Genomic DNA, 25,271 nt, shown 5'->3' on the forward strand with positions numbered 1-25,271 from the left:
GGTGAAAGGCTCAGTGCCGGAAATGCCGCGTGCCCGTGAACACCATGGCGATGCCGTGCTCGTCGGCGGCCTTGATCACCTCGTCGTCGCGCATCGAGCCGCCGGGCTGCACCACCGCGGTGGCGCCGGCCTCGATGCAGGCGAGCATGCCGTCGGCGAAGGGGAAGAACGCATCCGACGCCACCACCGAGCCCTTGGTGAGCGGCTCGGCGAGCTTCAGCTCGCTCGCCGCATCCTGGGCTTTGCGCGCGGCGATGCGGGCCGAATCCACCCGGCTCATCTGGCCGGCGCCGATGCCGACGGTGGCGAGATCCTTGGCGTAGATGATGGTGTTGGACTTGACGTGTTTTGCGACCCGGAACGCAAACTTGAGGTCACGCATTTCAGCGTCGGTCGGCGCACGCTTGGTCACGATCTTGAACGTCATGTCGTCGACGACGGCGTTGTCGCGGCTCTGCACCAGCAGGCCACCGGCGACCGTCTTGGCGGTGATGCCAGGCGCGCGCGGATCGGGCAGGCTGCCGGCGAGCAGGAGGCGGAGGTTCTTCTTGCCACCGATGATGGCGATCGCTTCCTCGGTGGCGTCGGGCGCGATGATCACCTCGGTGAAGATTTTTGTGATCTCGCGGGCCGTATCTGCGTCCAGGGGGCGATTCATCGCGATGATGCCGCCGAAGGCCGAGGTGGAATCGCAGGCCAGCGCCTTGCGATAGGCGTCGACGAGGTTCGATCCCTCCGCGACGCCGCAGGGGTTGGCGTGCTTGACGATGACGCAGGCGGCGGTGCGCCTGGCGTCGAACTCACCGATGCATTCATAGGCGGCGTCAGTGTCGTTGATGTTGTTGTAGGAGAGCTCCTTGCCCTGGAGCTGCCGTGCGGTGGAGACGCCCGGGCGCTTGTCGGGGGTCGCGTAGAACGCCGCGGTCTGGTGCGGGTTCTCGCCGTAGCGCAGCGATTGAATCAACTTGCCGCCGAAGGCACGGAAGTCGGGCGCGTCAATCTCGAGCTGGCGATTGAACCAGTTCGAGATCGCGGCATCGTAAGCGCCGGTGCGCGCATAGGCCTTCGCGGCAAGCCGCCGCCGCAGTTTCAGCGTGGTCGCGCCCTTGTTGGCGGCGAGCTCGTCGAGCACGGCCTTGTAGTCATCTGCCTCGACGACAACGGCGACGTCATCATGGTTCTTGGCGGCGGCGCGGATCATCGCGGGGCCGCCGATGTCGATATTCTCGATGCAATCCTCGAAGGCGGCGCCTTTGTCGACGGTCGCCTCGAACGGATAGAGATTGACGACGAGAAGATCAATCGGCGCGATGCCGTGTGCCTTCATCGCATCCGCATGCTCCTTGTTGTCCCGGATCGCGAGCAGGCCGCCATGCACCTTCGGATGCAAGGTCTTGACGCGGCCGTCCATCATCTCGGGGAAGCCGGTGAGGTCGGAGACATCCTTCACCTTGAGGCCGGCCGCGGCGATCGCTTTTGCCGTGCCGCCGGTCGAGACCAGCTCGACATCATGGGCGGCGAGCGCCTTTGCGAATTCGATCAGGCCGGTTTTGTCGGAGACGGAAAGAAGCGCGCGGGTGACGCGGCGGGGATGGTCAGTCATGAGCAAGATCCTCTGTCTTAAGAAGTGTCTATGCCCAGGCGCGCGGCAGATATGTGTCGCGCTTCCCGATGGTGCTCCATCCAAGGTCGCCAGTCGCGCGAGCGAGGGCTCGATAGCAGTTTTCGGCGTGCTTCACAACGATCAGATGGGGCCGAATCCGCGCGTTTACAGCGGAAGTTCCGGTTCGCGCCGGGCGTTGCGGCGGGCATTGGTGACGGTCGGCGATGCCGTGGAGCGGACAAAGCTCCAGCGGATCGAAGGCGCCTGCCGCGCGTCCTGCCGGATCACGATCTGGGCAGTGCGGCGCGGCCCGTCATTGCCGGCCAGGAACACGCTGTCCTCGAGGTCGACCTTGTCGTCGAGCGCCTCGAAGGTCCAGACGTCGCGGTTCGGCAGCACCAGCATGACGCCGCGCGCATCCGACAGCCGGCTCGCCTTCACTGCCGGATGCAGATGGAAGCGCAGCGTAAAGTCAGCGTCGGCGCCCTTGAAGCGTCCGCCCTGCGGCGGCGACAGCGTGTCCTCGCCGTCGATGCGCGCGCCATCATTGGCGATCATCAGCACGCGGCGGTGGATTGCGCCGAATTTGGAGAGATAGCCGTCATGCGACGTCGTCAGCAGCGTGCCGTTCTGAACGATCTCCCGATAGCTCTCGACCTCGACGGGCCCGCTCGTGACCGGCGAGCCGTGCAGGAGCCGCTTCATCGCCGACATCTCGACGAACTGGCACGACGAAGTATCGTGATAGGTCAGCGTCGAATGCGCCGCGGTGCCGCGGGCGAACGGCCGCCAATTGTCGCGGCCCGTGGTCGGCATGCCGCAATTGGTGACGATGCGGCTGATGCCGGAGGATAGTTCGAACGACAGGCAGCCGGCGTGGGCGTCGTGGCTGACGCCGGCTGGCGGCGGCGGGCCGGTGTCGATGATCACAGTGGTCTGGCCGGCATCGAGGCGCTGAAAGCCGGTATGCGGCATGTTTGCCATCGGCGCGCCGTGGGTGTCGTCATAGGCGAGCAGCGTTGCGAGCAGGTCGGACGATGTCGCGCTCATGCCGTTGAACAGCGCGAAATTTCCGTCGCCGTGGCGGAAGAAGCGCAGCATCGGCATCATGCGGTCGATCGCGTTGAGCAGCGCCGGTGGCGGCGCGATGTTGCGCGCAGCAAACGTCTGCCGCAGCGGCAGCAGGTCGATCAGGAGTTCAATCAGCGCCCCCGGATTGCGCGAGATGTGTCCGCCGTCGGGCAGGATCTGCCGCTGCAATTCGTCCGACAGCTTCTTCGATGCGCTGCGGATTTGGCCGGCCTGGTTGGCAAGGCACAAGGCCGCATAGCACAGCGCCATCAGCACCTGGAGCTTCGGCACCCCGTCGGGAATGTTGACCATGGTGTAGCGCAGGAAGCGGATCTCGCGCGCGAGGGCGCGCAGGTAACGGCGGTAGAACTTGTTGTCGGTCTCGTTGAGCACCAGCGGCGCTTGCGAAAGCAGCGAGATCACGCGCCGGGCCAGCACGTCGGCACGTCGCGCGACCGGCCGGCGCTTGTTGGCGGGGTTGGCGATCCAGTCCTCGATCAGCGCGCGCGCATTCGCCCGTGTCAGCGCGGTGTCGGCGGCGCGCAAATGGCGCAGCCAGCCGAAGCCGAGCAGCGCGACTTCCCAATCTTCCGACGGCGGCTCGAGCTCGAAGATCGAACGGCCGTGGCAATTGACGATCTTGCCGGCGAAGACGAAGCGGCCGGCATAGATTTCAGCGGCGCGCGTCGCATCCGCGGTGCGCAGATCATGCGGCGCGATGATCAGCCGGTCGGTGCGGCCGGGCCAGACCCGCGACAGCGCAACGGAACCGCCGCTCGCGCGCGCGAGCATGTTCCGCGCGAAGCGGTTCATGACCAGCGTCGAGATACGTCTGCGTTGAGCGACCGACACGCTTTGCCTTGAAGGGGGAGAGGATTCCGACGAATCCCTATTAATCCCAAAATCGGACGTCTGACACCACCTTGAACGTGTGCGAATCAGCGTCGCGGCCGCAAAATCCGGTGCAAAATCAGGATTTAACGAGCCGGGTCGCGAAAAACCCGTCGAGCCCGCCGAGCTTGGGATCGGCGTTCGGCAGATGGCTGGGCAGGGTGCGCAGATCGCCGTCCCCTGTGATGATTTCGTCCAGGCCCGCGACTTCCGACGCCTCGATCGGGACGCGGCGAAGCGCGGGCTCGCTTGCCAGCAGCGTCGCCACGGCCTGCTCGCCCTCTTCGGGTTCCAGCGAGCAGGTGCAGTAGACCAGCGTGCCGCCCGGCTTGAGCAACGATACCGATCTTCGCAGCAGCCGCTGCTGCAGCACCGTCATGGCGGTGACATCGGATTCCTGCCGCAGCCACGCCACATCGGGATGACGGCGGATCGTGCCGGTCGAGGTGCAGGGCGCATCGATCAAAATACCGTCGAAGCCTTCGGCAGGGCCGGCCCATTCCACGGCGTCAGCGACGACGGTCTCGGCCTGGAGCGACAGCCGCGCCAGGTTTTCACGCAGCCGCGTCACCCGGGCTGGCGAGCGGTCAATCGCCGTGACATGCGCGCCGGCATGCACCAGTTGCGCGGTCTTGCCGCCGGGGGCGGCGCAGAGATCGGCAATGGACTTGCCCTTGACGTCGCCGAACAGCAGGGCCGGCAGCGCGGCCGCGGCGTCCTGCACCCACCATTGTCCCTCGGCAAAGCCGGGCAGCATGGTCACCGAGCCGTGCAGCAGCATCCGCACCGTCCCGGTCGGCAGCGTCTCGCCGTGCAGGCGGCTCGCCCATTGCGCGGCATCGGATTTCACCGTGAGATCGAGCGACGGCTCGTGGCCGAGCGCCAGCGCCATCTCCCTTGCGGTTGCTTCGCCATAATGCGCGCTCCAGCGCGCGAGCAGCCATGGCGGCAGATCCAGCGATTGCGCGGCGACCTCCTCGACCAGCGCCGTGCCCTCGCGCGCGCAGCGGCGCAGCACGGCATTGACGAGGCCGGCATAGCGCGCGGCGCGCCGGTCGGATTGCACCAGGCGAACGGAGAGGTCGACGGCCGCGTGATCCGGCACGTCCATCCAGAGGATCTGCGCCGCGCCGATCAGGAGCGCGCTTTGCGCGCGCGGCGCATCGGAGGGGATGCCCTTGTCGAGCAGGCGGGACAGTACATGACCGAGCGTGCCGAGCCGGCGCAGCACCGTGGCGACCAGGCGCCGCATCAGCGCGCGGTCGCGGTCGGCCAGCGTCTTCAGTCCGGGATGGGCGCTGCTGCCGTCGAGTTGGTCGTCGAGCGTGCGGTGCTTGTGCAGCACGCCGTCGACGATGTCGGCGGCAATCCGTCGCGCCGCGAGACCGGGCACTTCGGACGGAGGGGCGAAACGTTGAGATGGCATGCGGAAGCAAGGTTCTGAGCGAGCGGCAGTTCCGCCGCAATGGGCGCATGCCTTGAGAACCCAATCTCTGGCACGCGAATATGCCAAATGTAAGAATCGCTTCCGGCTTTTTCAGCCCTGCCGGGCCGATTTCAGGAATGCGTTATTGGACATCGCGTTGCGGCTCGTCCTGCGCTAGAAAGCCTGGCGATGAATGACCAGCCTCCCGTTTCCGACCGCAAGCAGCTCACGCCGGCAGCCAAGCGCGCGCTGGCCGAAGCCGAGGCGCGCCGGCAGGCCGCGGCCGTGCAGGCCAAGGAGTACGGCAGGGCGGCGCCGAAGGAATTGCAGGGGCCCAAGGGACCGGAGCCGACCCGCTACGGCGACTGGGAGCGCAAGGGCATCGCCTCCGACTTCTGAGCGATCGCCGGTCCGAAGGCTGTCCGCCCTTGCTGCTAAAGGTCTTGGCACTAAAGGTCTTGCCACTAAAGGTAATGATTCTCCCTGAGATAGCGGATGATGCGCTCGCAGGCCGCGTCAGTCGACATTTCTGACGTGTCGATGGTGATCTCCGGCGCCTGCGGCGTCTCGTAGGGATGATCGATGCCGGTGAACGACGGCAGCTCTCCCGCCCGTGCCTTGCGATAGAGCCCCTTGGGATCGCGATGCTCACATTCGGCGAGCGGGGTCGCGACATGGATCTCGATGAACTCGCCTGTCTCGACCCGCCCGCGCGCCAGCTCGCGCTCGCTGCGGAACGGTGAGATCAGCGCGACCAGCGCGATCATGCCGGCGTCGACGAACAGCGCTGCGATCTCCGCGGTGCGTCGGACGTTCTCCGCCCTGTCCGTGGTGGAGAAGCCGAGGTCGCGGTTGATGCCGTGACGGAGATTGTCGCCGTCGAGCAGTACGGCGTGGCGTCCGAGTTCGGCAAGCCTGCGATCGACGAGATCGGCGATTGTCGATTTGCCGGCACCGCTCAGCCCTGTGAACCAGAGCACGCAGGGCCGCTGCTGCTTCAGCCGCGCCCGCACGGATTTGTCGACGGCAAGCCGCTGCCAATGAATGTTGGTGGCGCGGCGGAGCGAGAGATCGATCATTCCCGCGGCGGCGGTGCGATGGCTGATCGGATCGACGAGAATGAAGCTGCCCATGTCGCGGTCGTCGCGATAGGCCTCGAACACCAAGGGACGGTCGAGGCTGAGATGGGCGTAGCCGATCTGGTTGGCGTCGAGCGTGGCGGCGCTTTCATGCGCCATGGTGTCGATGGCGATGCGGTGCTTGAGCGTCGTGATCACCGCGCCGGTCGAGGCCGCGCCGCATTTGAGCAAATAGCGACGGCCCGCGACCATGGCCTCGTCGTCGAACCAGACCAGATGCGCCGCCAATTGATCGGAGACCTGTGGCGCGGGTCCCGCCGTCAGCACGTCGCCGCGACTGACGTCGATCTCGTCGGTCAATGTGAGCGTCATCGATTCGCCCGCCGCAGCCCGATCGCGCTCGCCGCCGGGCGTGAGAATGCGCGCGATGCGCGTCTGACGGCCCGAGGGCTGCACGGTGATGGTCTCGCCGGTCGCGATCGTTCCGCTGGCGATCCGGCCGCAGAAGCCGCGAAACTCCGCATGCGGCCGGTTGACCCATTGCACCGGCAACCGGAACGGCCGCTGCGAGACATCGCCGGAAACGTCGACCGATTCCAGATAGGCCGTCGCCGTCGGCCCGGTGTACCAGGGCGTCCGCGCGCTGGCCGTGACGATGTTGTCGCCGTCGCGTGCGACGACCGGAATGCACTGGACCTGCGGGATTCCGAGCTGTCCGGCCATGGTCAGGTATTCGGCAGTGATGGCCGCAAAGCGACCCCCGTCGAATCCGATCAGGTCCATCTTGTTCACGGCGAGCACGACGTGACGGATACCCAGCAGCGACAGGATGTGGCTGTGGCGCCGCGTCTGCGTGATCACGCCCTTGCGGGCATCGACCAGCACCACGGCAAGATCGGCGTTGGAGGCGCCGGTCGCCATGTTGCGCGTGTACTGCGCATGCCCCGGCGTGTCGGCGACGATGAAGCGGCGCAGCCTGGTGGCGAAGAAGCGGTAGGCGACGTCGATCGTGATGCCCTGCTCGCGCTCGGCCTGCAAGCCGTCGACCAGCAGCGCGAAATCGAAATCGCCACCGGTGGTGCCGACCGTCCGGCTCTCGGACGCCAGCGCGTCGATCTGGTCGTCGAGCAGCGTCTTGGAATCGTAGAGCAGCCGGCCGACCAGCGTGCTCTTGCCGTCGTCGACGCTGCCGCAAGTGACGAAGCGCAGCGTCGGACGATCATCCTGTTCGAGTCGCGGCGCACCGGAGGCGGCGATCGTGGGGGCCTCGTGATAGGACATCAGAAGTAGCCTTCCGCTTTCTTGCGCTCCATCGATGCGGCACTGTCCCGGTCGATCATGCGTCCCTGCCGCTCGGAGGTGCGCGAGGCCATCATCTCGCGCACGATGTCGGGGAGCGTTGCCGCGGTCGAGACCGTGGCGCCGCTGAGCGGATAGCAGCCGAGGGTGCGAAACCTGACGGAGCGCCATCGCGGCTCTTCGCCTGCAAGCAGCGGCATCCGTTCGTCGTCCACCATGATCAGCGCGCCGTCGCGCTCGACCACCGGGCGCGAAGCCGCCAGATAGAGCGGAACGATCGGGATGTCCTCGAGCAGGATGTAGTCCCAGACGTCGAGCTCGGTCCAGTTCGAAAGCGGAAACACCCGCATACTCTCGCCGGGCGCCAGCATCGTGTTGTACAGGCTCCACAGCTCGGGCCGCTGGTTCTTCGGATCCCAGCGATGTGCCGCGCTCCGGTGCGAGAACACGCGCTCCTTGGCGCGCGATTTCTCCTCGTCGCGCCGCGCGCCTCCGATCGCGGCGTCGAAGCCGTGGAGGTCCAGCGCCTGCCGCAACGCCTGCGTCTTCATGACGTCGGTGTAGCGGGCTGAGCCGTGGGTGAAGGGGTCGATGCCCTGGCTCAAGCCGTCATTGTTGGTATGGACGATCAGGTCGATGCCGAGTTCGCGCGCGCGGCGGTCGCGAAACGCGATCATCTCGCGGAACTTCCATGTCGTGTCGACATGCAGCAGCGGAAACGGTGGCTTGCCGGGATGAAAGGCCTTCATCGCCAGGTGCAGCAGCACCGAGGAGTCCTTGCCGATCGAATACAGCATCACCGGCTTGCGGAATTCGGCCGCCGTCTCCCGCAAGATGTGGATGCTTTCCGCCTCCAGGCGCCGGAGATGGCTGGCGGCGTGAAGCGGCTCGCGGCCGGTTCTTTCAAGGAGGGCGGGCTCGGTGCTCGTGGGAATGTCCAGCATGCTGATCACGCGGCCTCGGCGAACCATTCGCCGAACAGATGCGCCGACGTTGAGGCATTCAGGCCGAGATCGCGAACGCACGCCGCGACCGAAGCTCGATAGGCGTCATTGACCCCGCAGCGCTCCAGAATCTCCAGCTGAGCTTCGCTCATTGAGGCCGTCGCGCGACGCTGGTAGCGATAGGCGCTATCGGAGGTGTGCAGATTGGGCACCTTGTAGATCGTCGCTTCGCTCGGGAAGATGACGCGCGCGTTGTTTGCTTGCACGTCTCCCGGTTCCTGCCATGACGTCACGGCATTCTCGGTAAAGCTGCTCGAAAGGCCGAGGCGGTCGAACAAGACGCGCACCGACGACAGGGCCTCCTTGCTTACCTCGTAGACGTAGTGCGTGACGGGAACGCCGTGTTGTTGCGCGTAACTTGCGACGCGGGCCGCGCTGAGTGCGGCAACGACATAGTGCCGCAGCAATGTGTCTTCGGGCGCGCGCGAAATCAGCTTCTCGAGCCATGACGCCAGCGAACTCGCCGGCTCGCGGTCGAGCATGATGAGATGCAGACGGTCGCGCTGATAGCCTGCCTCGACCAAGAGCTGCAGCGGATTGAACAAGCTCTCGGCAAGGACGTAGGGCCCGATCGTTTCCTTGCTGAAGATGTGCGGCTCGTCGCTTGCCGAGGGGATGATCCAGGGCGCCAGCGGGCGGCCGACGAGCGCGTCGCGCAGGATCGCCTTCAGCGGTTGATAATATGAAGGCATGCCGGTCATGCCGAACAGATTGCTGAGGGCGGTCGATCCGACTCTGGCCTTGCCGCATGCAAAATAGAGCATCGGAAAGTCCTGCGCCGGACGATGTAGGAAATCCTCGGCAAGGCAGTCCGTCACTTCACGCATCAACGTCGCGAGCGTGACGGCTCTGGTCTGGAATTCGCCCACCGGCGACAGCAGCATGGTGTCGAGGGAACTATGCTGCTGCCGAACGAGATCGGCCATTCGTTCGAGCGAATCGGCGGAAATTGCGTCGATGTTCATGTCGGGGGCCCACTGCAGGGAGTTCCACGAGCGATTGCTCGTTGGAGAGATTCCAACCTACAGTTGTCGGCGGTGTCGGACAATTCCGGGGAATCCCGGAGGCGCTATCCATATGCGACGAGCATTGAAGAAGTGCTCGTCGCCGCTACGCCGTTTCATGCCGCGCGCACGGTGGTGAGGAACTTCTCGACTTCCGTCTTCAAGAGGCTGCTTTCACTCGACAGCGAACGCGCCGATGCCAACACCTGCCCCGACGCCGCGCCGGTCGCGCTCGCGCCATGACTGACCTGGGCGATCTTGTCTGCGACTTCGACGGTTCCCTTGGCGGCTTCGCTGACGTTGCGCGCAATCTCGGCCGTCGCTGCACCCTGTTCTTCGATCGTCGCTGCAATGGTGGACGAAATGTCTGAAATGCGGGCGATGGTCGCGCCGATTTCCTTGATCGCTCCGACGGAGTCCTCGGTTGCCGATTGCATGCCGGCGATCTGCGCGCTGATCTCTTCGGTCGCTCGCGCGGTTTGCGCCGCGAGCGCCTTCACCTCGCTCGCCACGACTGCAAAGCCGCGGCCGGATTCGCCGGCGCGCGCCGCCTCGATCGTTGCGTTCAGCGCCAGGAGGTTGGTCTGTTCGGCAATGGCGGTGATCAATTTGACGACGTCGCCAATTCGGCCCGCCGCCTTGAGCAGTTCATTGATCCGGACGTCGGTGCGTTCGGCCTGCCTGACCGCTTCGCTGGCGATGCGGCTGGAATCGTGGACCTGGCGGCCGATCTCGACGACCGAGGTGCTCATTTCCTCGGCGGCGGACGCGACCGCTCCGACATTGGTGGAGGCTTCCTCGGAGGCCGCCGCGACCATTCCGGAGAGTTGCTGGGTCTCTTCGGCGGTTCCCGACAGCGTACCGGCGGCCGCCTCGAGCTGCTGGGAGGCTGCTGACACGGAGTCGATGATGCCGCCGACCGCGGCTTCGAACACGCCGGCGAGCTGGGCCATTTCTTCCTTGCGCTGAGCGGCCGCAGCGGCTTCCTGATTCTTCTGTTCGACCTCCATCTGCTCGATACGGATCAGGTTTTCCTTGAAGGTCTGAGCCGCGCGAGCGTTGTCGCCGACTTCATCGCCGCGGCGCGTGTAGGGAATCTCGACCGCCTTGTTGCCGCCGGCGAGTTGGAGAAGCACGTCGCCGATGCGCCGGATCGGCCGGGCGATGTTCGACACGGAAAAGACGGCGGACCCGATCAACGTCAGAACGACGAAGACGCCGACGATCAATGCGAAGGTGGCGACGCGGTCGAGTTCGGCCAGCATCTCGCCCTTGCGGCGCGCCGCGAATTCGTTGGCAACGCCGACCAGATCGTCGATCCGTTTGCTGACTTCCAGGGCTGCCGGACGCATACGCTCTGCGAGAATGGTTGCCTTCGTCGACTCTGCCGCAGTCCTGGCGCCGCCGGAGGGGGCGCCAATGACGGACTTTTGCGCCCCCGCCAGTTCAATGCCGCTGGCCAGATACGCATCGACGAATTTCTTGGTCTCACGATAGGCGTCCTGGGTGACCTTGCGGGTCGCCCGGTCGGTCGCCGCATCGATTTCCGCGCCGGCTTCGCCTGCTCGCGCGCGGAGATTCTCGAGGAGCTTGTCAACCTCTCCGGCTGACGAGGCGGAGCTGATCTCGAGAGCTGCGAGCTGCGCCCGCGCCATGGCCGTCTGCGCCGCTTGCGCATTGCCTTTGTTGAGATAGTTGATCGTGACCAGGCGATTGGATTCGGCGATCGACCGGTTGCCGAGCATCTGGTTGGTCAGCATGCCGCAGACCAGCACAACGCTCACGCCGGTGACGATGCCGAGCTTTGTTCCAATGCGAAACCTGAATGACCCCACCGCTCTCTCCTCGCGTTGCTGTATAACAGGTATTCGCAACCAATGATTGAGATTTGGGTAATATTCGCGGATCTCCAGTAGAACTACGGCCGACGTATCCGACAATGGAATTTTCCTGCATGGTTCCGCTATGTGCGCGCTCGTGCTTTGAGTTCCCCCGACTCTGTCCTAGCGTGAGTTGATGCGTTTCCAGGACCGACCCAATCCCTATCGGCCGCAATTCGGCGGCTCGCCGTTCGGTCGGCGCTTCTCCGGATTATTGCCGTGGATGTTCGTGGTGGGCATCGCGCTGGCCGTCGTGCTCACCTTCCGCCACGGAATGGGCTGGCTAATTCCGGACACGGATGGCGATCGCACGCGGAACGCCGAGATCGTTCTCGAGCAAGCGCGCCATCCCGATGTTCGCGAGCCGGTCGACGTCATTCGCACCGTCGACGGCGACACCTTTCTCGCGCGGGTTCGTCAGCGCGGCGGCCGCGATCTCGTCGTGCGGGTTCGGTTGCGCGGCATCGACGCGCCCGAGATGAAAGCGTCTTGCCGGGAGGAGCAGGACAAGGCCGAAGCCGCGGCCCGCGCATTGCGCGATCTGCTTGGTCAGGGTGACGTGACGATCGCCAATCTCGGCCCTGACAAATACGGCCGCGTTCTCGCCGACGTCGCGACCCGGCGGACTGCGAACGTTTCGGCGGCATTGCTCGCCGGCGGTTTTGCGCGAAGCTACAATGGCGGCCATCGCGACGGCTGGTGCGCGCGCAGCTGGCGATTCTGGTAACAAAAAAGCCGCGTCCCGGGACGCGGCCTCTTCTTGTCTTGCCTTGATCCCGGCGATCAGCGCGTCACGACCACCGTCGTGCCGACGGAGACGCGGCCATAGAGATCGGTGATGTCATCGTTGAGCATGCGGATGCAGCCATAGGAGACGAAACCGCCGATCGAGCCCGGCACGTTGGTGCCGTGGATGGCGTATTCACCGCCGGCCAGCGTCATCGCCGCGACGCCCATCGGGTTGCGCGGCGAGCCGCCGGGAATGACGTCAGGGATGCTCGGCTTGTCGCGCTTCACCTCGGCGGGCGGCGACCAGGCCGGATTGCGGTACTTGCCGTCGATGCGGGTGGTGCCGGCCCACTGCTTGCCGGACTTGCCGACGCCGACCGGATAGCGCACGGCGTGGCCGTTATCGAGGACGAGATAAAGCCGCCGCTCGCTGGTTTTGACCACGATCGTGCCCGGAGAATAGTCGGCCAGATGTGCCCCAACCATTTCCGGCCGCGCCTGCGCCGCCGTCGACATCAAGACCCCAGCCCCGATGGTGGCAGCGAGCGCCACAGCAATCCTTATCGACATCGATTTTCCCCTAGCCCGAACGGATCGTCCAAAATTACGCAGAACCGGCAATCGCCAGCTGGCCACGTCCTTGTCAGGGGACATTCTTAACCGCGCCCGTTAACCGGTTGGTTTCCACGCACGGCTGCCAAGGGCCAGTCAGCAGGGGGAACAAAGGAAATGTTCGAAATAAAGTAAATGACCTGAAAACAACACTCGGCGGGAAAGATGCGGCCGCACCGGCCCGCCCGCTGACGAGTGCGTGAGGATGTGAACGGCTGTTGTTTTGGGGCCTCGGTGCGAAAGGCAGTCTCGTGTCCCGGACAACGCGCAGCGCGCAGCGGTGCGCCGCAGAGCCGGGACCCAGTTCTTCTCTTCGTGCGCGGCTCGATGAGCCCCGGCTCAGCAGCGCACCGCGAAGTGCGCGCTGCGCTGCGTCCGGGGCACGAGCTTGCCTTACGCCGGCTTCCGGTTCTGCCGGTTCTTGACGAGATCATCGACCACGGCGGGATCGGCCAGCGTCGAGGTATCGCCCAGGCTGCCCGGTTCGTCCTCGGCGATCTTGCGCAGGATGCGGCGCATGATTTTGCCGGAGCGGGTCTTGGGCAGACCCGGCGCGAACTGGATCTGATCCGGGGATGCGATCGGGCCGATCTCCTTGCGCACCCAGGTGACGAGCTCCTTGCGCAGATCCTCGGTCGGCTGCACGCCGGCCATCAGGGTGACGTAGGCGTAGATGCCCTGGCCCTTGATGTCGTGCGGGAAGCCGACCACCGCGGCCTCCGACACCTTCTCATGTGCGACCAGCGCGCTCTCGACTTCCGCGGTGCCCATGCGGTGGCCGGACACGTTGATGACGTCGTCGACACGGCCGGTGATCCAGTAATAGCCGTCGGCATCACGCCGGCAGCCGTCGCCGGTAAAGTACTTGCCCTTGTAGGTCGAGAAATAGGTCTGCTCGAAGCGGGCGTGATCGCCGTAGACCGTGCGCATCTGGCCGGGCCAGGACCGCGTCAGGCAGAGATTGCCCGAGGTCTCGCCGTCCAGCACCTTGCCGTCGGCGTCGACGATCTCAGGCGCCACGCCGAAGAACGGCTGCGTCGCCGAGCCCGGCTTGAGCTTGGTCGCGCCCGGCAGCGGCGTGATCAGGATGCCGCCGGTCTCCGTCTGCCACCAGGTGTCGACGATCGGGCAGCGGTCGTCGCCGACGACGCGGTGATACCACTCCCACGCTTCCGGATTGATCGGCTCGCCGACCGAGCCGAGCAGGCGGAGCGAGGCGCGCGATGTCTTCTTCACCGGTTCGTCGCCGGACTGCATCAGCGCGCGGATCGCGGTCGGTGCGGTGTAGAAGATGTTGACCTTGTGCTTGTCGATGACGTTCCAGAACCTGGAATTATCCGGGTAATTCGGCACGCCTTCGAACATCAGCGTGGTCGCGCCATTGGCGAGCGGCCCGTAGAGGATGTAGCTGTGGCCGGTGACCCAGCCGACATCGGCGGTGCACCAGTAGATGTCGCCGTCGTGATAATCGAAGACGTATTGATGCGTCATCGAGGCGAACACGAGATAGCCGGCGGAGGTGTGCAGCACGCCCTTGGGCTGGCCGGTCGAGCCTGAGGTGTAGAGGATGAACAGCGGATCCTCGGCATGCATGTGCTCGACCGGGCATTCCGTCGTCACCATCGCCGCCGCCTCGTGATACCAGAGGTCGCGCGTCGGGTTCATGTCGATCTTGCCGCCGGTGCGCTTGACCACCACGACCCAGTCAACGTCGTCGGCCTTCGCGAGCGCGGCGTCGACGTTGGCCTTCAGCGGCACCTTCTTGCCGCCGCGCAGGCCTTCGTCCGCGGTGATGATGACCTTGGATTTGCAGTCATTGATGCGCTGGGCGAGGCTGTCCGGCGAGAATCCCGCGAACACCACGGAGTGGATCGCGCCGATGCGCGCGCAGGCGAGCATCGCATAGGCCGCTTCCGGAATCATTGGCAGGTAGATGGTGACGCGGTCGCCCTTCTTGACGTTGCGGGTGCGCAGGATGTTGGCCATCCGGCAGACCTCGTCGTGCAGCTCCTGGTAGGTGATGCGCTTGGACTGCGAGGGATCGTCGCCTTCCCAGATGATCGCGGTCTGATTGGCGCGCTTGGCGAGATGGCGGTCGATGCAGTTGTAGGCGACGTTGAGGATGCCGTCCTCGAACCATTTGATCGAGATGTTGCCGGGCGCGAACGAGACGTTCTCGATTTTCGTCGGCGCGTGCATCCAGTCGATGCGCTTGGCCTGCTCCGCCCAGAAACCGTTCGGGTCCGAGATCGAGCGAGCGTACATCTCCTTGTACTTGGCCTGGTCGATCCAGGCACGCTTCGCCCACTCCGCCGGGACGTCGTAGATCTTCTCGGACATGCTTCCCTCCACATACGGCAGGCCGAACGCTGGCGACCGGCGAGCCGACTTGATCATTGACTGATTATGCGTCGGGCTAACCGGGCCCGACAAGGAGCACAAGCTGGACCTTCGGCGGGCGGCCGGCCATGCGGAGGATCAAGCCCGCCTGCTGCGACTGTCGCAGATATGAAACAAGCCGGCGGGCGGCTTTCGGGGCCTTGATCCAGCTCCGCGGAATAGGCCGGCGCAGGGGCCCCATGCATCAGTAGAGGTATTTGGAAACCGCCTCTCACTGATTCGGGACTCGCAATACGGTTCGGAACACCCTAAATGGCCAACCCGGGTCCAAAGAGACCCTTCGGAACAAAAATCAGAACAGCGGCATTGACCGGTAACAGACAGGGCTAAGGCATAAGGCTATGATGGATCAGCAGAATCTCGGGACGATACGGCCCGCTTCAGCCGATCCTGCAGCTATTGCGCTGGCCAAGGCCCTCGGACAATGGCCGAAACCGGCCCCTTTCAGGCGTCCGAGCCCGAAGAAGGCCTTCGACACGGCGCCCGCGGCGACGGTCGAAGCGCTCGCCAGGGAGCTCGGCCTGCGGCTCGGCGACCAGAACGAGCTGACCATTCGCCGCGTCCGGCGCGGCAAGGGCTATTCCTTCGTGCGTCCCAATGGCGCACATATCCGCGACGCCCGCACCATCCGACGGCTGCACGCCATGGCGGTGCCGCCGGCCTATCGCGAGGTGCGCTATTCGTCCGATCCGAGCTCGCATCTCCAGGCGGTGGGCCGCGATGCCGCGGGCCGGCTGCAATATCGCTATCACGCCGATTGGGAAAAGGTCCGCGAGCACCGCAAGGCGCATCGGCTGGAAAAGCTCGTCGGCGCGCTGCCAAAGATCCGGCGCAAGGTCTCGGCATTCCTGTCGGGCGACGAGCCGACGCGTGAATTCGCGCTCTCGGCCGTGATCGAGCTGATCGCGCGCACCGCGATCCGTCCCGGCAATGAATCCTATGCCCGTCTCAACGGCACCCGCGGTGCGACCACGCTGCTGAAGTCCAACGTCACGCTGGAGGACGATTGCTTCGTGCTGACCTTCAAGGCGAAGGGCGGCAAGGCGGTGCGCAAGGAGTGCGACGCGGCCAAGCTGGTGCGCGCCATCGGCATTTTGCAGGAGGTCCCCGGCAAGCGCATGTTCCAGTATCGCGATGCCTACGGGATCGTGCGCGCGGTCAACACCACGCAGGTGAACGCGTTCTTGCGCGAGATCGCCGGCATCAAGATTTCGCTGAAGGATTTCCGTACGCTGATGGCGTCTGCCGTCGTCGTGGAATCGCTGTCGCGGATCACGCCGGCGACCAGCCAGCGCGGCCGCAAGAAGCAGGTGCTGGACGCAATCCGCGCCGCTGCCGACAAGCTCTCCAACACGCCGGCGATCTGCCGCAAGAGCTACGTCCACGATACCATCGTCACGGCGTTCGAGGACGGCATCCTCGAGCGCTTCGCCGCGACCATGAAGGGCCAGCGCTCGCAGGCGAGGCGCGAGCAGTTGCTGGCGCAGGTGGTGGCGACCGCCGCGGTGTAACGACACGTCGCGCTGCCGTAGGGTGGGCAAAGCGCAAGCGTGCCCACCATTTGCTCATGGTGAAAGGTGGTGGGCACGGCGCGAAGAGCGCGCCTTTGCCCACCCTACGAGAGCTACTTCTTATCTGACACACCCATGTCCGGACCGGGATCGCCGCCTGCGGCTGCGGTCGTGAGCCGTTCCATATAATGCGCCCACCCCGTCGCGTGCGCGGCGGCCTGCGCTTCGCTCGGCAGGCCGCTATGGGTCATGCGCAGCAGCGTGCCGCCGTCACGCTCGATCAGGTCGATCTCGATGAGGCTTGAGCCGGGCGGTACTTCCTGGCCGCCTTCCCATCCGAACGTGTAGGCCAGACGATGCACCGGCACGACCTCGCGGAAGGCGCCGCGGGCGACGCCGCCGCGCGGGCCGACGCCCTTGAGCAGATAGAGCCCGCCCGGATGCGGCTCCGTGGTGGCATCGGAGCCCATCCAGCTCAGGATTTTCTCGGGGTCAGTCAGGTAGGCGAAAACGGTGGCACGTGGTGCCGCGATCTGGGTCTCGCGTCGCACTATGAACGGTTCGGTCATCGGCGATCATCCCTTCGCTGACACCAGGACATGGCGGCGCCAAAGCGGCGCGTCAAGGATTGCCCGTGACAAAGGCCGCCTGCCTTCGCCATGATCGAGCCATGCAGCTCTCCCCGACCCTCGCCTGGCTCGTCGATGCCGCCTCGGATAGCGCCGGAGCTGATCGCCTGCTTGCGGAACTCGGCGCCTATCTGGTCGCCGACGGCGTGCCGCTTGCGGCGGGCGCCCTGACGCTGGAGGTGCCGCATCCTCTGATCGCAAAGCGGACCTGGCTGTGGCGTGCAGACAGCGGCCAAGTGATCGAAGCACTCGGCTTCGCGCCCGGCGGATTGGCGCCCGATCCGCCCAACGATGCCGGCCGCCGCTGGCTGCGCGACATCGCGCGGGGCGAGGTCCACGAAGACGTCATCGGGCGGCCCGATGGGCCGCAGCTTTGTTGGATCGGGCCGCGTCCCTTCACTGCCGACGACATCGGGCAATTGCGCCAGGCCGCGCGTTTTGCAGCGACGCCCCTCGCCGTGCTCGCCGCGCGCGCCACGTTGCGCGCGACGTTAGACGCATATCTCGGCAAGCGCAGCGCGGAGCGGGTGCTGGCGGCACCTCTGCGCCGCGATCTCGGCGAGACCATTCAGGCCGCGCTGCTCTATGCAGACCTCCGCAACTTCACGACGTTGTCGGAAACCTCACCGCCTGCACAGGTCATCGCCGCGCTCGATGCCTGGTTCGACCGCATCGCCGGTGCCGTTCACGCCTTCGGCGGCGAAGTGCTGAAATTCATCGGCGACGGCGTGCTCGCGATCTTTCCGGTGGTCGATGCATCGCCCCGCCGGGCCTGCGAGGCCGCCCTGCGTGCCGCAGGCGCGGCGGAGGCCGGCATGGTCTATCTCAACAAGGAGCGCGGCGCTCAACGGTTGCCGCCGCTGGCATTCGGCGCTGCGCTCCATCTGGGCGAGATGCTGTGGGGCAATATCGGCGCCGCCAACCGGCTCGACTTCACGGCGATCGGTCCCGCTGTCAATCTCGCCAGCCGGCTCGAAGGATTGTGCAAGCCGCTGGGGCGGGCCGTGCTGGTGTCGGGAGCGCTCGCCGCGGAAACGGACATGCCGCTGGTCGCGCTCGGATCGCATTCGCTGCGCGGCATTGCTGCGCCATGCGAGGTGTTTGCGCTGGCGGAGACGCAGAACCGGACATCGTAGCCCGGATGGAGCGCAGCGTAATCCGGGATCGGTGCATACGGAAAGACTGTCCCGGATTTCGCCGCGCTCCATCCGGGCTACGGCAGCGCCTACATCCCGCCCATCTTGCAGACGAGCTTCCACTCCTCCGCTGTCACCGGCTGCACCGACAGGCGCGAATATTTCACCAGCGCCATGTCGGCCAGCTTCTTCTCGGCCTTGATCGTGGCCATCGTCACCGGCGTCTTCAACGGCTTGTCGGCCTTGATGTCGACGCAGACGAATTTATCGGTCTTGTCGGTCGGATCGGGATAGGCCTCCTTGATGATCTCCGCGATGCCGACGATCTCCTTGCCCTCGTTGGAATGATAGAAGAACGCCTTGTCGCCCTTCTTCATGGCGACAAGGTTCTGGCGCGCGGTGTAATTGCGCACCCCGGTCCAGGCCTCGCCCTTGGCGCCCTTCGCCACTTGCTGGTCCCAGGACCACACCGATGGTTCGGATTTCACCAGCCAGTACGCCATGTTTATTCCTCTGACTTGAAGGGGCGCGTCAGCAGCCCCGAGATAGCCGCGTCGATCGTGCTTCGGCCGCTCAGGATCGACGCGACCGCTTCTGATACCGGCAGCTCGATGCCCTGCGAAGCTGCGAATTCGATCAGCACCGGCGCGGTGAACTCACCCTCGGCAAGCTTGCCGGCAGGCGGTTGCTCGCCGCGGCCGAGTGCAAGGCCAAGGGCGAAGTTGCGTGACTGCGGGCTCGCACAGGTCAGGATCAAATCGCCGAGACCGGAGAGGCCGGCGAGTGTCTCGCTGCGTGCGCCGAGCGCGCGGCCGAGACGCGTCAGCTCGGCAAAGCCGCGGGTCGTCAGGGCAGCCTGGGCGGAGGCGCCGAGCTTGCGCCCGACCGCGATGCCGACTGCGATTGCAAGCACGTTCTTGGCCGCGCCGCCGATCTCGACGCCGCGAATGTCCGTGGAGTGATAGGGACGGAACGTCGGCGAGCCCAGGGCCTGCACCAGTGCGCGCGCCAACGTCTCATCGCCTGCCGCCAGCGTCACCGCCGTGGGCAAGCCGCGCGCGACATCGTCGGCAAAGCTTGGACCCGACAGGATCGCGGGCTGGGCGTGCGGCGCGGCCTCCGCGATCACGTCGGTCATGAATTTGTGGGTGCCGTGCTCGATGCCCTTGGCGCAGGCGACGATCGGCACCGGCCCTGTCAAATGCGAGGCCAGCATGTTGACGGCGCCACGCAAATGCTGCGCAGGTGTTGCGATCAGCAACATGTCGGCGTGCGCGGTGAGCGCCAGATCGCTGGTCACGACGATCTCCGTCGCGAGCCGCACCCCGGGCAGGCGCGGATTATCGCGTGTCGAGGCGATCCGCGCGGCATGCTCGGCATTGCGTGCCCAGAGCGTGACGCTCCTTCCCGCCCGCGCCGCCACGGTCGCCAGCGCCGTGCCCCAGGCGCCTGCCCCGATCACCGCGACGGATTGGAACGTGGTCATGGCTAGTATCCCGCCCGGGTCTTGCCGTAGCCCGCCGGTGCCGTTGCGTTGGCGTCGAGCAGCCAGCGCGCGCGGGGCTGCGCTTCCATCGTGTCGGTCAGGCCGAGCGCGAGGCGTTCGGCACCGGCCCAGGCGATCATCGCGCCGTTGTCGGTGCAGAGCGCCGGCGGCGGCATGATCAGCTGCGTCCCGGCTTGCTGCGCGACGGCATCGAGGGCGCCGCGGATCGCCTGATTGGCGGCGACGCCGCCGGCCGCGACCAGCGCGCGCGGCGCGCCGAATTTTTCGCGGAACAGCCTGAGGCCGACGCTCAACCGGTCGGCGGTCGAATCCAGCACGGCGGCCTGAAAGCTCGCGCAGAGATCACTGATGTCCTGCGGCGTGATCTCGGCCAGCCGGCTCGCTTCAGTGCGCACTGCCGTCTTCAATCCCGACAGCGAGAAATTGGCGTCGGGACGCCCTTGCATCGGCCGCGGAAACGCAAAGCGCGTGGCATCGCCGCTTGCCGCCGCGCGCTCGACCTGCGGCCCGCCGGGATAGGGCAGGCCCAGCATCTTCGCGACCTTGTCGAAGGCCTCGCCGATCGCATCGTCGACGGTGGTGCCGAGCCGTACATACTGGCCGACGCCGGTGACCGCGACGATCTGGGTATGGCCACCCGAGGCGAGGAACAGGCAGTAGGGAAATTCGATTCCGTCGGTGAGGCGCGGCGTCAGCGCATGCGCCTCCAGATGGTTCACCGCGACCAGCGGCGTGTCGTGCACCATCGCGATCGCCTTCGCGGTAGTGAGCCCGACGATGACGCCGCCGATCAGGCCCGGCCCCGCAGCGGCAGCAACACCGCCCAGCTGAGCGAAGCCGACGCCGGCCTCCTGCATCGCGCGCTCGATGATGCCATCGAGCAGGTCGACATGGGCGCGGGCGGCGATCTCCGGCACCACGCCGCCGAAGCGGGCGTGCTCCTCGATTTGCGACCGCACGATGTTGGACAGGATCTTGCCGCTGCCGTTAGGCGAGCGTTCGACCACCGCCGCGGCGGTCTCGTCGCAGGTGGTTTCAATGCCCAGTACCAGCATTGGCGAATTGTTATCCAATTTGCGCCCTTGCGCTCATCCGTAAAGCAGAGTTCTGGTACGTCCGGTAGCATTCCGGGGCCAGATTGCGCAATCGCGACGCGCGGCTTCCTCACGAATGCGTCGCCGCCAATTGGTCCGGGAACACCAGCGATGTCCATCCTTGTCACACGGCCGCATCCCGACAATGAGGCGACGGCGGAAAGCCTGCGTGCGCGGGGTCTTGCGGTGCTGCTTGCGCCGGTGCTCAAGTTCGAGCCGGTCGCCTTCCATGACGAGAGTGAAGCTCCCTACGGTGCCGTCCTCGTCACATCGGCCAACGCGATCCGTGCCGTCGCGCCACAATTGCGGGATCTTGGTCTGTTGGAGCTGCCGTTGTTTGCTGTCGGCGAGCATACGGCTGCCGCGGCGCGCGACGCCGGCTTTGCCGATGTGATCGTCGCCGGCGGCGATGCCGCGTCCTTGCGCGACAAGGTGATGCAGAGCGCGCGCGACAAGGTGCTGAAGAAAAAGAGCACGCTGCTGTATCTCGCAGGCGCGGATCTGTCGCGCGACCTCGGCGGCGAGCTCGGTGCGGAGGGGTTTAGCGTGGTCACGCAGACGACCTATCGCATGGCGCCGGTCAAGCATCTGCCGCGCGAGGTCTGCGAGGGCTTTGCCGCCCACGGCGTCGAGGCGGTGCTGCACTACTCCCGGCGCAGCGCCCGGGCGTTCCTGGATGCGGCCAGGGACGAAGGCGTCGAAATCTCGGCGCTGGCCATACCGCAATGCTGCCTGTCCGAGACGGTGGCCAGCGTGCTGCGTGATGCCGGCGCGTCGCAGGTTCTGGTGGCTGCGACACCGGACGAAAATGCCTTATTTACCACCTTGGAGCGTGCGTTACGCACCCGTTTGGCGTAAGAGGTCGAGCCGAATCCGACGTAATCGGGTCCGTCCCGCGTATGGAAGTGTGAGGAACCGTCACGATGGCCGACGACAAGCCTGAAGACGCAGGATTGGCTCCTGAGTCCGGCCGTGCCAAGCGCACTCCGCCCACCATCGACCTCGAAGCCACCGAAGTCTCGACCCAGCCGCAGGAGCCGGCAGTCGAGCCCGAGGCACCGCCGGCGCCGGAGCACGCCGAGCCTGAGCAGGCAAAATCCGACCAGGTTGACGCAGAGCCGGAGCGGACCGAACCGCAGGCCGCGGTTGCGCCGGCTCCCGTGTCTGCGCCGATGTCGCCCTGGGTCATCGCGCCGTTCTCCGGCGCTGTCGCGGCGGCGGTCGTGATCGCGGTCGGCTGGATGCTGGGTTGGCCCGCCGTGCAGGCACCGCCGGCCACCCCGCAAGTCACGAGCGCGACGGTCGATGCGCTGAGCGGTCGCGTTGCGGCAGTTGAAGCCAAGGCCGGCAAGCCCGCCGCCGATCCCGCGATGGCGGCGCGGATCGACGCGCTGGAGAAATCCGCAAGCGGCTTGCGCAGCGACGTCGCCAATCTGCGTACGCAGTTCGACAAGACCGCGAGCACATTGAACGATGCGAAATCTGCCCCCCGCGCTGCCGCACCCGACCTCGCCGCTCTGAGCGACCGCATCGCCCAGCTCGAGCGCGCCAGCACGGCCGAACGTGCCGAGCTCGCGCAGCAGGGCGAGAAGATCGCCGATGCGAAGACGTTGGACGACAAGCCGCTGCGCCATGTGGTGGCGGCGGCCCTGCTCGACGTCGCCGTTCGTCACGGCGATGCTTACGAGTCGCAATTGGCCGCAGCGCGGGCGATGGTGACAAAGCCCGATATGCTGAAGCCGCTCGACACCTTTGCCGCGTCAGGTATCCCGACGCCGGTGGCGCTGAGTCGCGAGCTCCTCAACATCGTGCCGAAGCTGTCGCCGCCGGCGGAAGCCCAGACCAGCGGCACGGGCATCGTCGAGCGTCTCCAGGCAGGAGCCTCAAAGCTGGTCCGCATCGAGCGCACCGACGGGGTCGGCAACGATCGTGGCGCCATCGTCGCACGGGTGACGGCGGCGGCGCTTCGCAATGATTTCGTGGAAGCGCGGCGCGAGCTCAAGACGCTGGCCGAGGCCGATCGTGCGCCGGCGCAGGCCTGGCTCGACAAGGCCGATGCCCGCGACGCTGCGCTCGCCGCTTCCCGCAAGTTCGCCGACGATGCCATGGCGGATCTCGTCAAGCCTGCTCAATAAAGCTTCGCGCAATACTAAGCGCGTATAGGGATCGCCATGCTTCGCATCGTCCTCTTCCTTGTCCTGATCGCGCTGGCGGCGGCCGGCGCGGCCTGGGTTGCCGACCAGCCCGGCGATCTCGTCCTGACTGCGGGCAGTTTCCGCGCCTCGACCACGCTTCCCAAATTCGTGTTCCTGCTTGGCCTGTTTGCCGCGGCCGTCGTGCTGGTCTGGAGCATCGTGACGACGATCTGGCGCACGCCGGGGCGTCTGCGCCGCCGCCGCCACGACAAGCGCCACGCGCGGGGCCGCCACGCCATCACCCACGGCCTGCTCGCGATCGGTCATGGTGATACCGCACTCGCCCGCCGGCACGCGGAAACGGCGCGGCGGCATGCCCCGAATGATCCGCTCGCGCTGCTCCTGCATGCGCAGTCGGCGCAGCTCGAAGGCAATCGCGACGAGGCGCAGCGCGTCTTCCGCGCCATGGCCGAGCGCGAGGACACGCGCCTGCTCGGCCTGCGCGGCCTGTTCATTGAGGCGCAGCGCGCCGACGATGCGGTCGGCGCCGTGATGATCGCGGAAGAAGCGATCAAGCTGTCGCCGTCCTCGACCTGGGCCTCGCAAGCGGTGCTCGGCTTCCGCTGCGCGCGCGGCGACTGGAGCGGCGCGCTCGCGATCCTCGATTCGAATTTGTCCGCAGGCCTGATCGACAAGCAGGCCTATCGCCGGCAGCGCGGTGTGTTGCTCACGGCGCGCGCGCTCGAATTGCAGACGATGGACCGCGACGTCGCGCGCGAGAGCGTGATGGAGGCGGTGAAGCTTGCGCCAACCTTGGTGCCCGCGGCCGTGCTCGCGGCAAAATTCGACAGCGAGGCACATCAGGTGCGCCGCGCCATGAAGCGGGTGGAAGCTGCCTGGCTCGCCAATCCGCATCCGGATCTCGCGGATGCCTATGCCCATGTGAAGCTCGGCGATACCGCCTGGCACCGCTTGCAGCGGGTCGAGACGCTCGCGGCGAAGACGCCTGCCGACAAGCCCGGCCATATCGAGGGCCAGCTCGCGATCGCGCGTGCCGCGATCGACGCCTCCGAGTTCGCCCGCGCGCGCGAAGTGCTCGCGCCTTATCTCAGCGATCCGACCCAGCGCGTCGCGCTGCTGATGGCCGAGATCGAGCGTGCCGAGCATGGCGATAGCGGCCGCGCCCGCGCCTGGACCCTGCGGGCGGTGCGCGCCCGTCACGATCCGGCCTGGACTGCGGACGGCTACGTTAGCGACCGCTGGCGCCCGGTCTCGCCGGTCACCGGCCGGCTCGATGCGTTCCAGTGGCAGACCCCGGTCGCGAGCCTGCCTTCGGACAAGGGGACCACGATCGAATCCTCGGCCTTCGAGGAGGCCATGCTGGCGGCCCCGCCGCCGAAGCGGGTGACGGTGGCTCCCAGCGAACGCCCGGCGGAACCGCCCGCGACAGCACCGGCACCAGCACCGGCGCCAGTGCCGGCCGCGCAGGACAATTCGCCCCCGATTGCCAAAGAAGAGCCGGCCGTTGTGACCGCCGAACCGGTCCAACCGGCCCCGGAGCCCGCCGAATCACCGCCGCCGGCGGCGACACCGGTGTTCCGGAGCCGCGCCGACCTCGGCAAACCCGCGCCAGCGCCGATTCCCGCGGTCATTCCGATCGTCCGGGCCCCCGACGATCCCGGGATCGATGACGAGGGTCCGAGTGATGAATTTACGGAACAAATCGGTACACCCAAGGCCCAGGCCGGCGGCTGGCGCGGATTCTGGTCCCGCTGGGGCGCCTGAGCCGCATTTCGAACCCGGCTTGTCCTTGCCAATTCGGGCCATGCCCGATATCAGGAGCGCGCGTATCGGGGCCGGCATCGCCTTGGCCCCGGCAGGGTTCGCCGCAATAGCTCAGTTGGTAGAGCACGTCATTCGTAATGACGGGGTCGGGGGTTCGAATCCCTCTTGCGGCACCAGCGCTCATTGTCCGGCCCGAAGAGATGGGTAACGGATCGTACCTAAGAGATGGGTGACAACCTCGTGCCGAACGGGTTGTCGAGGGGTTGCAGGGTCTTCTGCTCCAGGTCGAAATATCCAAGATCATAGTGCATGAAGCTGACGAGCCAAATGCCCTCGTCGACCTCCTTGATGCCGAGCTTCTGGCCGGCCAAGACAAGGGAGATATTGATTCTCTTACGGTGAAGGCAGAGACGCCCGCAGGAGGTGACGACGACGTCGCGATCGTGAAAGGGATAGGCCAATTCCGGCAAGCCCTC

At 66.1% G+C, this 25,271-nt stretch carries 20 protein-coding genes, 1 tRNA gene, 1 pseudogene and 1 riboswitch; of the genes and pseudogenes, 8 read left to right on the forward strand and 14 right to left on the reverse strand.

The annotated features are described in order from the left end of the window. Positions 1-10 precede the first annotated feature (10 nt). From purH to A3AS_RS0143065, 3 genes are all read right to left on the reverse strand, one after another. Positions 11-1,603 (reverse strand): bifunctional phosphoribosylaminoimidazolecarboxamide formyltransferase/IMP cyclohydrolase, encoded by a 1,593-nt coding sequence (gene purH, locus A3AS_RS0143055; protein WP_018323589.1) that lies wholly within the window; start codon positions 1,601-1,603, stop codon positions 11-13. 25 nt (positions 1,604-1,628) lie between these two features. After that, a riboswitch (ZMP/ZTP riboswitch) is annotated at positions 1,629-1,710 on the reverse strand. 58 nt (positions 1,711-1,768) lie between these two features. Continuing rightward, positions 1,769-3,487: a heparinase II/III family protein gene (locus A3AS_RS0143060; protein ID WP_026202954.1), complete on the reverse strand. Its 1,719-nt coding sequence runs from the start codon at positions 3,485-3,487 to the stop codon at positions 1,769-1,771. A gap of 157 nt (positions 3,488-3,644) precedes the next feature. Next, positions 3,645-4,991 carry an RsmB/NOP family class I SAM-dependent RNA methyltransferase gene (locus A3AS_RS0143065; protein ID WP_018323591.1) on the reverse strand — a complete coding sequence of 449 codons (1,347 nt, stop codon included), beginning with the start codon at positions 4,989-4,991 and terminating at the stop codon, positions 3,645-3,647. Positions 4,992-5,180: 189 nt separating this feature from the next. On the opposite strand from A3AS_RS0143065, the gene A3AS_RS0143070 reads away from it, so the two are divergent. Then, positions 5,181-5,390, forward strand: a complete 210-nt coding sequence (locus A3AS_RS0143070) for a DUF1674 domain-containing protein (protein ID WP_018323592.1) — start codon at positions 5,181-5,183, stop codon at positions 5,388-5,390. A 65-nt stretch (positions 5,391-5,455) separates the two neighbouring features. On the opposite strand, the gene cysC is transcribed toward A3AS_RS0143070, so the two are convergent. From cysC to A3AS_RS0143090, 4 genes are all read right to left on the reverse strand, one after another. Beyond that, on the reverse strand, positions 5,456-7,351 hold the full coding sequence (gene cysC, locus A3AS_RS0143075) for an adenylyl-sulfate kinase (protein WP_018323593.1): 1,896 nt from the start codon (positions 7,349-7,351) through the stop codon (positions 5,456-5,458). Next, positions 7,351-8,313: a sulfate adenylyltransferase subunit CysD gene (gene cysD, locus A3AS_RS0143080; RefSeq protein WP_026202955.1), complete on the reverse strand. Its 963-nt coding sequence runs from the start codon at positions 8,311-8,313 to the stop codon at positions 7,351-7,353. Before cysD ends, cysC begins: the two co-directional genes overlap by 1 nt. 5 nt (positions 8,314-8,318) lie before the next feature. After that, entirely contained in the window at positions 8,319-9,338 is a 1,020-nt protein-coding gene (locus A3AS_RS0143085; protein WP_018323595.1) for a sulfotransferase family protein, read from the reverse strand. Between the two features lie 155 nt (positions 9,339-9,493). Next, positions 9,494-11,212 carry a methyl-accepting chemotaxis protein gene (locus tag A3AS_RS0143090; RefSeq protein ID WP_026202956.1) on the reverse strand — a complete coding sequence of 573 codons (1,719 nt, stop codon included), beginning with the start codon at positions 11,210-11,212 and terminating at the stop codon, positions 9,494-9,496. Between the two features lie 181 nt (positions 11,213-11,393). Between A3AS_RS0143090 and A3AS_RS0143095 the strand changes: the two genes are divergently transcribed. Next, positions 11,394-11,984 (forward strand): thermonuclease family protein, encoded by a 591-nt coding sequence (locus A3AS_RS0143095; RefSeq protein ID WP_018323597.1) that lies wholly within the window; start codon positions 11,394-11,396, stop codon positions 11,982-11,984. A gap of 56 nt (positions 11,985-12,040) precedes the next feature. Here A3AS_RS0143095 and A3AS_RS0143100 read toward each other — a convergent pair whose 3' ends face one another. Beyond that, complete coding sequence (locus tag A3AS_RS0143100) at positions 12,041-12,556, reverse strand: L,D-transpeptidase (RefSeq protein WP_018323598.1); 516 nt, start codon at positions 12,554-12,556, stop codon at positions 12,041-12,043. 435 nt (positions 12,557-12,991) lie between these two features. Then, on the reverse strand, positions 12,992-14,938 hold the full coding sequence (gene acs, locus A3AS_RS0143105) for an acetate--CoA ligase (RefSeq protein WP_026202958.1): 1,947 nt from the start codon (positions 14,936-14,938) through the stop codon (positions 12,992-12,994). Between the two features lie 401 nt (positions 14,939-15,339). Here acs and A3AS_RS0143110 point away from each other — a divergent pair, with 401 nt between their 5' ends. After that, complete coding sequence (locus tag A3AS_RS0143110; protein ID WP_018323600.1) at positions 15,340-16,509, forward strand: DNA topoisomerase IB; 1,170 nt, start codon at positions 15,340-15,342, stop codon at positions 16,507-16,509. A gap of 113 nt (positions 16,510-16,622) precedes the next feature. On the opposite strand, the gene A3AS_RS0143115 is transcribed toward A3AS_RS0143110, so the two are convergent. Continuing rightward, positions 16,623-17,078 (reverse strand): SRPBCC domain-containing protein, encoded by a 456-nt coding sequence (locus tag A3AS_RS0143115; protein ID WP_018323601.1) that lies wholly within the window; start codon positions 17,076-17,078, stop codon positions 16,623-16,625. Between the two features lie 101 nt (positions 17,079-17,179). Between A3AS_RS0143115 and A3AS_RS0143120 the strand changes: the two genes are divergently transcribed. Then, positions 17,180-18,274 carry an adenylate/guanylate cyclase domain-containing protein gene (locus A3AS_RS0143120; protein WP_018323602.1) on the forward strand — a complete coding sequence of 365 codons (1,095 nt, stop codon included), beginning with the start codon at positions 17,180-17,182 and terminating at the stop codon, positions 18,272-18,274. An 89-nt stretch (positions 18,275-18,363) separates the two neighbouring features. Here the strand turns inward: A3AS_RS0143120 and A3AS_RS0143125 are convergent, their stop codons facing one another. The 3 genes from A3AS_RS0143125 to tsaD are packed head-to-tail and all read right to left on the reverse strand — an operon-like array spanning position 18,364 to position 20,836. Next, the gene (locus A3AS_RS0143125) at positions 18,364-18,777 is read right to left on the reverse strand and encodes an EVE domain-containing protein (RefSeq protein WP_018323603.1); all 414 of its coding nucleotides are present in this window, start codon (positions 18,775-18,777) and stop codon (positions 18,364-18,366) included. 2 nt (positions 18,778-18,779) lie between these two features. Next, positions 18,780-19,760: an NAD(P)H-dependent glycerol-3-phosphate dehydrogenase gene (locus A3AS_RS0143130; RefSeq protein ID WP_018323604.1), complete on the reverse strand. Its 981-nt coding sequence runs from the start codon at positions 19,758-19,760 to the stop codon at positions 18,780-18,782. 2 nt (positions 19,761-19,762) lie between these two features. Next, positions 19,763-20,836 carry a tRNA (adenosine(37)-N6)-threonylcarbamoyltransferase complex transferase subunit TsaD gene (gene tsaD, locus A3AS_RS0143135; protein ID WP_018323605.1) on the reverse strand — a complete coding sequence of 358 codons (1,074 nt, stop codon included), beginning with the start codon at positions 20,834-20,836 and terminating at the stop codon, positions 19,763-19,765. Between the two features lie 150 nt (positions 20,837-20,986). On the opposite strand from tsaD, the gene A3AS_RS0143140 reads away from it, so the two are divergent. The 4 genes from A3AS_RS0143140 (at position 20,987) to A3AS_RS0143155 (ending at position 24,971) form a co-directional block, all read left to right on the forward strand. Next, positions 20,987-21,733 carry a uroporphyrinogen-III synthase gene (locus A3AS_RS0143140; protein ID WP_018323606.1) on the forward strand — a complete coding sequence of 249 codons (747 nt, stop codon included), beginning with the start codon at positions 20,987-20,989 and terminating at the stop codon, positions 21,731-21,733. A gap of 65 nt (positions 21,734-21,798) precedes the next feature. Next, positions 21,799-23,010, forward strand: coding sequence for a COG4223 family protein (locus A3AS_RS0143145; protein WP_018323607.1), 1,212 nt, complete (start codon positions 21,799-21,801; stop codon positions 23,008-23,010). 36 nt (positions 23,011-23,046) lie between these two features. Beyond that, positions 23,047-24,795, forward strand: a complete 1,749-nt coding sequence (locus A3AS_RS0143150) for a heme biosynthesis protein HemY (protein WP_018323608.1) — start codon at positions 23,047-23,049, stop codon at positions 24,793-24,795. 100 nt (positions 24,796-24,895) lie between these two features. After that, positions 24,896-24,971, forward strand: a tRNA-Thr gene (locus A3AS_RS0143155). A 42-nt stretch (positions 24,972-25,013) separates the two neighbouring features. Here A3AS_RS0143155 and A3AS_RS44580 read toward each other — a convergent pair. After that, positions 25,014-25,271 (reverse strand): annotated as a pseudogene (locus A3AS_RS44580) (IS481 family transposase); the annotation flags it as partial.

Source organism: Bradyrhizobium sp. WSM2793 (assembly GCF_000379585.1).
Taxonomy (GTDB): domain Bacteria; phylum Pseudomonadota; class Alphaproteobacteria; order Rhizobiales; family Xanthobacteraceae; genus Bradyrhizobium.

Excerpts from the sequence above, each read along its gene's own strand:
- A3AS_RS0143065 (WP_018323591.1), bottom strand. The coding sequence starts at position 4,991 with ATGCCATCTCAACGTTTCGCCCCTCCGTCCGAAGTGCCCGGTCTCGCG.
- cysC (WP_018323593.1), bottom strand. The coding sequence starts at position 7,351 with ATGTCCTATCACGAGGCCCCCACGATCGCCGCCTCCGGTGCGCCGCGA.
- A3AS_RS0143060 (WP_026202954.1), bottom strand. The coding sequence starts at position 3,487 with ATGAACCGCTTCGCGCGGAACATGCTCGCGCGCGCGAGCGGCGGTTCC.
- A3AS_RS0143120 (WP_018323602.1), top strand. The coding sequence starts at position 17,180 with ATGCAGCTCTCCCCGACCCTCGCCTGGCTCGTCGATGCCGCCTCGGAT.
- A3AS_RS0143110 (WP_018323600.1), top strand. The coding sequence starts at position 15,340 with ATGATGGATCAGCAGAATCTCGGGACGATACGGCCCGCTTCAGCCGAT.
- A3AS_RS0143125 (WP_018323603.1), bottom strand. The coding sequence starts at position 18,777 with ATGGCGTACTGGCTGGTGAAATCCGAACCATCGGTGTGGTCCTGGGAC.
- A3AS_RS0143145 (WP_018323607.1), top strand. The coding sequence starts at position 21,799 with ATGGCCGACGACAAGCCTGAAGACGCAGGATTGGCTCCTGAGTCCGGC.
- A3AS_RS0143115 (WP_018323601.1), bottom strand. The coding sequence starts at position 17,078 with ATGACCGAACCGTTCATAGTGCGACGCGAGACCCAGATCGCGGCACCA.
- tsaD (WP_018323605.1), bottom strand. The coding sequence starts at position 20,836 with ATGCTGGTACTGGGCATTGAAACCACCTGCGACGAGACCGCCGCGGCG.
- cysD (WP_026202955.1), bottom strand. The coding sequence starts at position 8,313 with ATGCTGGACATTCCCACGAGCACCGAGCCCGCCCTCCTTGAAAGAACC.
- A3AS_RS0143100 (WP_018323598.1), bottom strand. The coding sequence starts at position 12,556 with ATGTCGATAAGGATTGCTGTGGCGCTCGCTGCCACCATCGGGGCTGGG.
- A3AS_RS0143130 (WP_018323604.1), bottom strand. The coding sequence starts at position 19,760 with ATGACCACGTTCCAATCCGTCGCGGTGATCGGGGCAGGCGCCTGGGGC.
- A3AS_RS0143070 (WP_018323592.1), top strand. The coding sequence starts at position 5,181 with ATGAATGACCAGCCTCCCGTTTCCGACCGCAAGCAGCTCACGCCGGCA.
- A3AS_RS0143150 (WP_018323608.1), top strand. The coding sequence starts at position 23,047 with ATGCTTCGCATCGTCCTCTTCCTTGTCCTGATCGCGCTGGCGGCGGCC.
- A3AS_RS0143095 (WP_018323597.1), top strand. The coding sequence starts at position 11,394 with ATGCGTTTCCAGGACCGACCCAATCCCTATCGGCCGCAATTCGGCGGC.
- A3AS_RS0143085 (WP_018323595.1), bottom strand. The coding sequence starts at position 9,338 with ATGAACATCGACGCAATTTCCGCCGATTCGCTCGAACGAATGGCCGAT.
- purH (WP_018323589.1), bottom strand. The coding sequence starts at position 1,603 with ATGACTGACCATCCCCGCCGCGTCACCCGCGCGCTTCTTTCCGTCTCC.
- acs (WP_026202958.1), bottom strand. The coding sequence starts at position 14,938 with ATGTCCGAGAAGATCTACGACGTCCCGGCGGAGTGGGCGAAGCGTGCC.
- A3AS_RS0143140 (WP_018323606.1), top strand. The coding sequence starts at position 20,987 with ATGTCCATCCTTGTCACACGGCCGCATCCCGACAATGAGGCGACGGCG.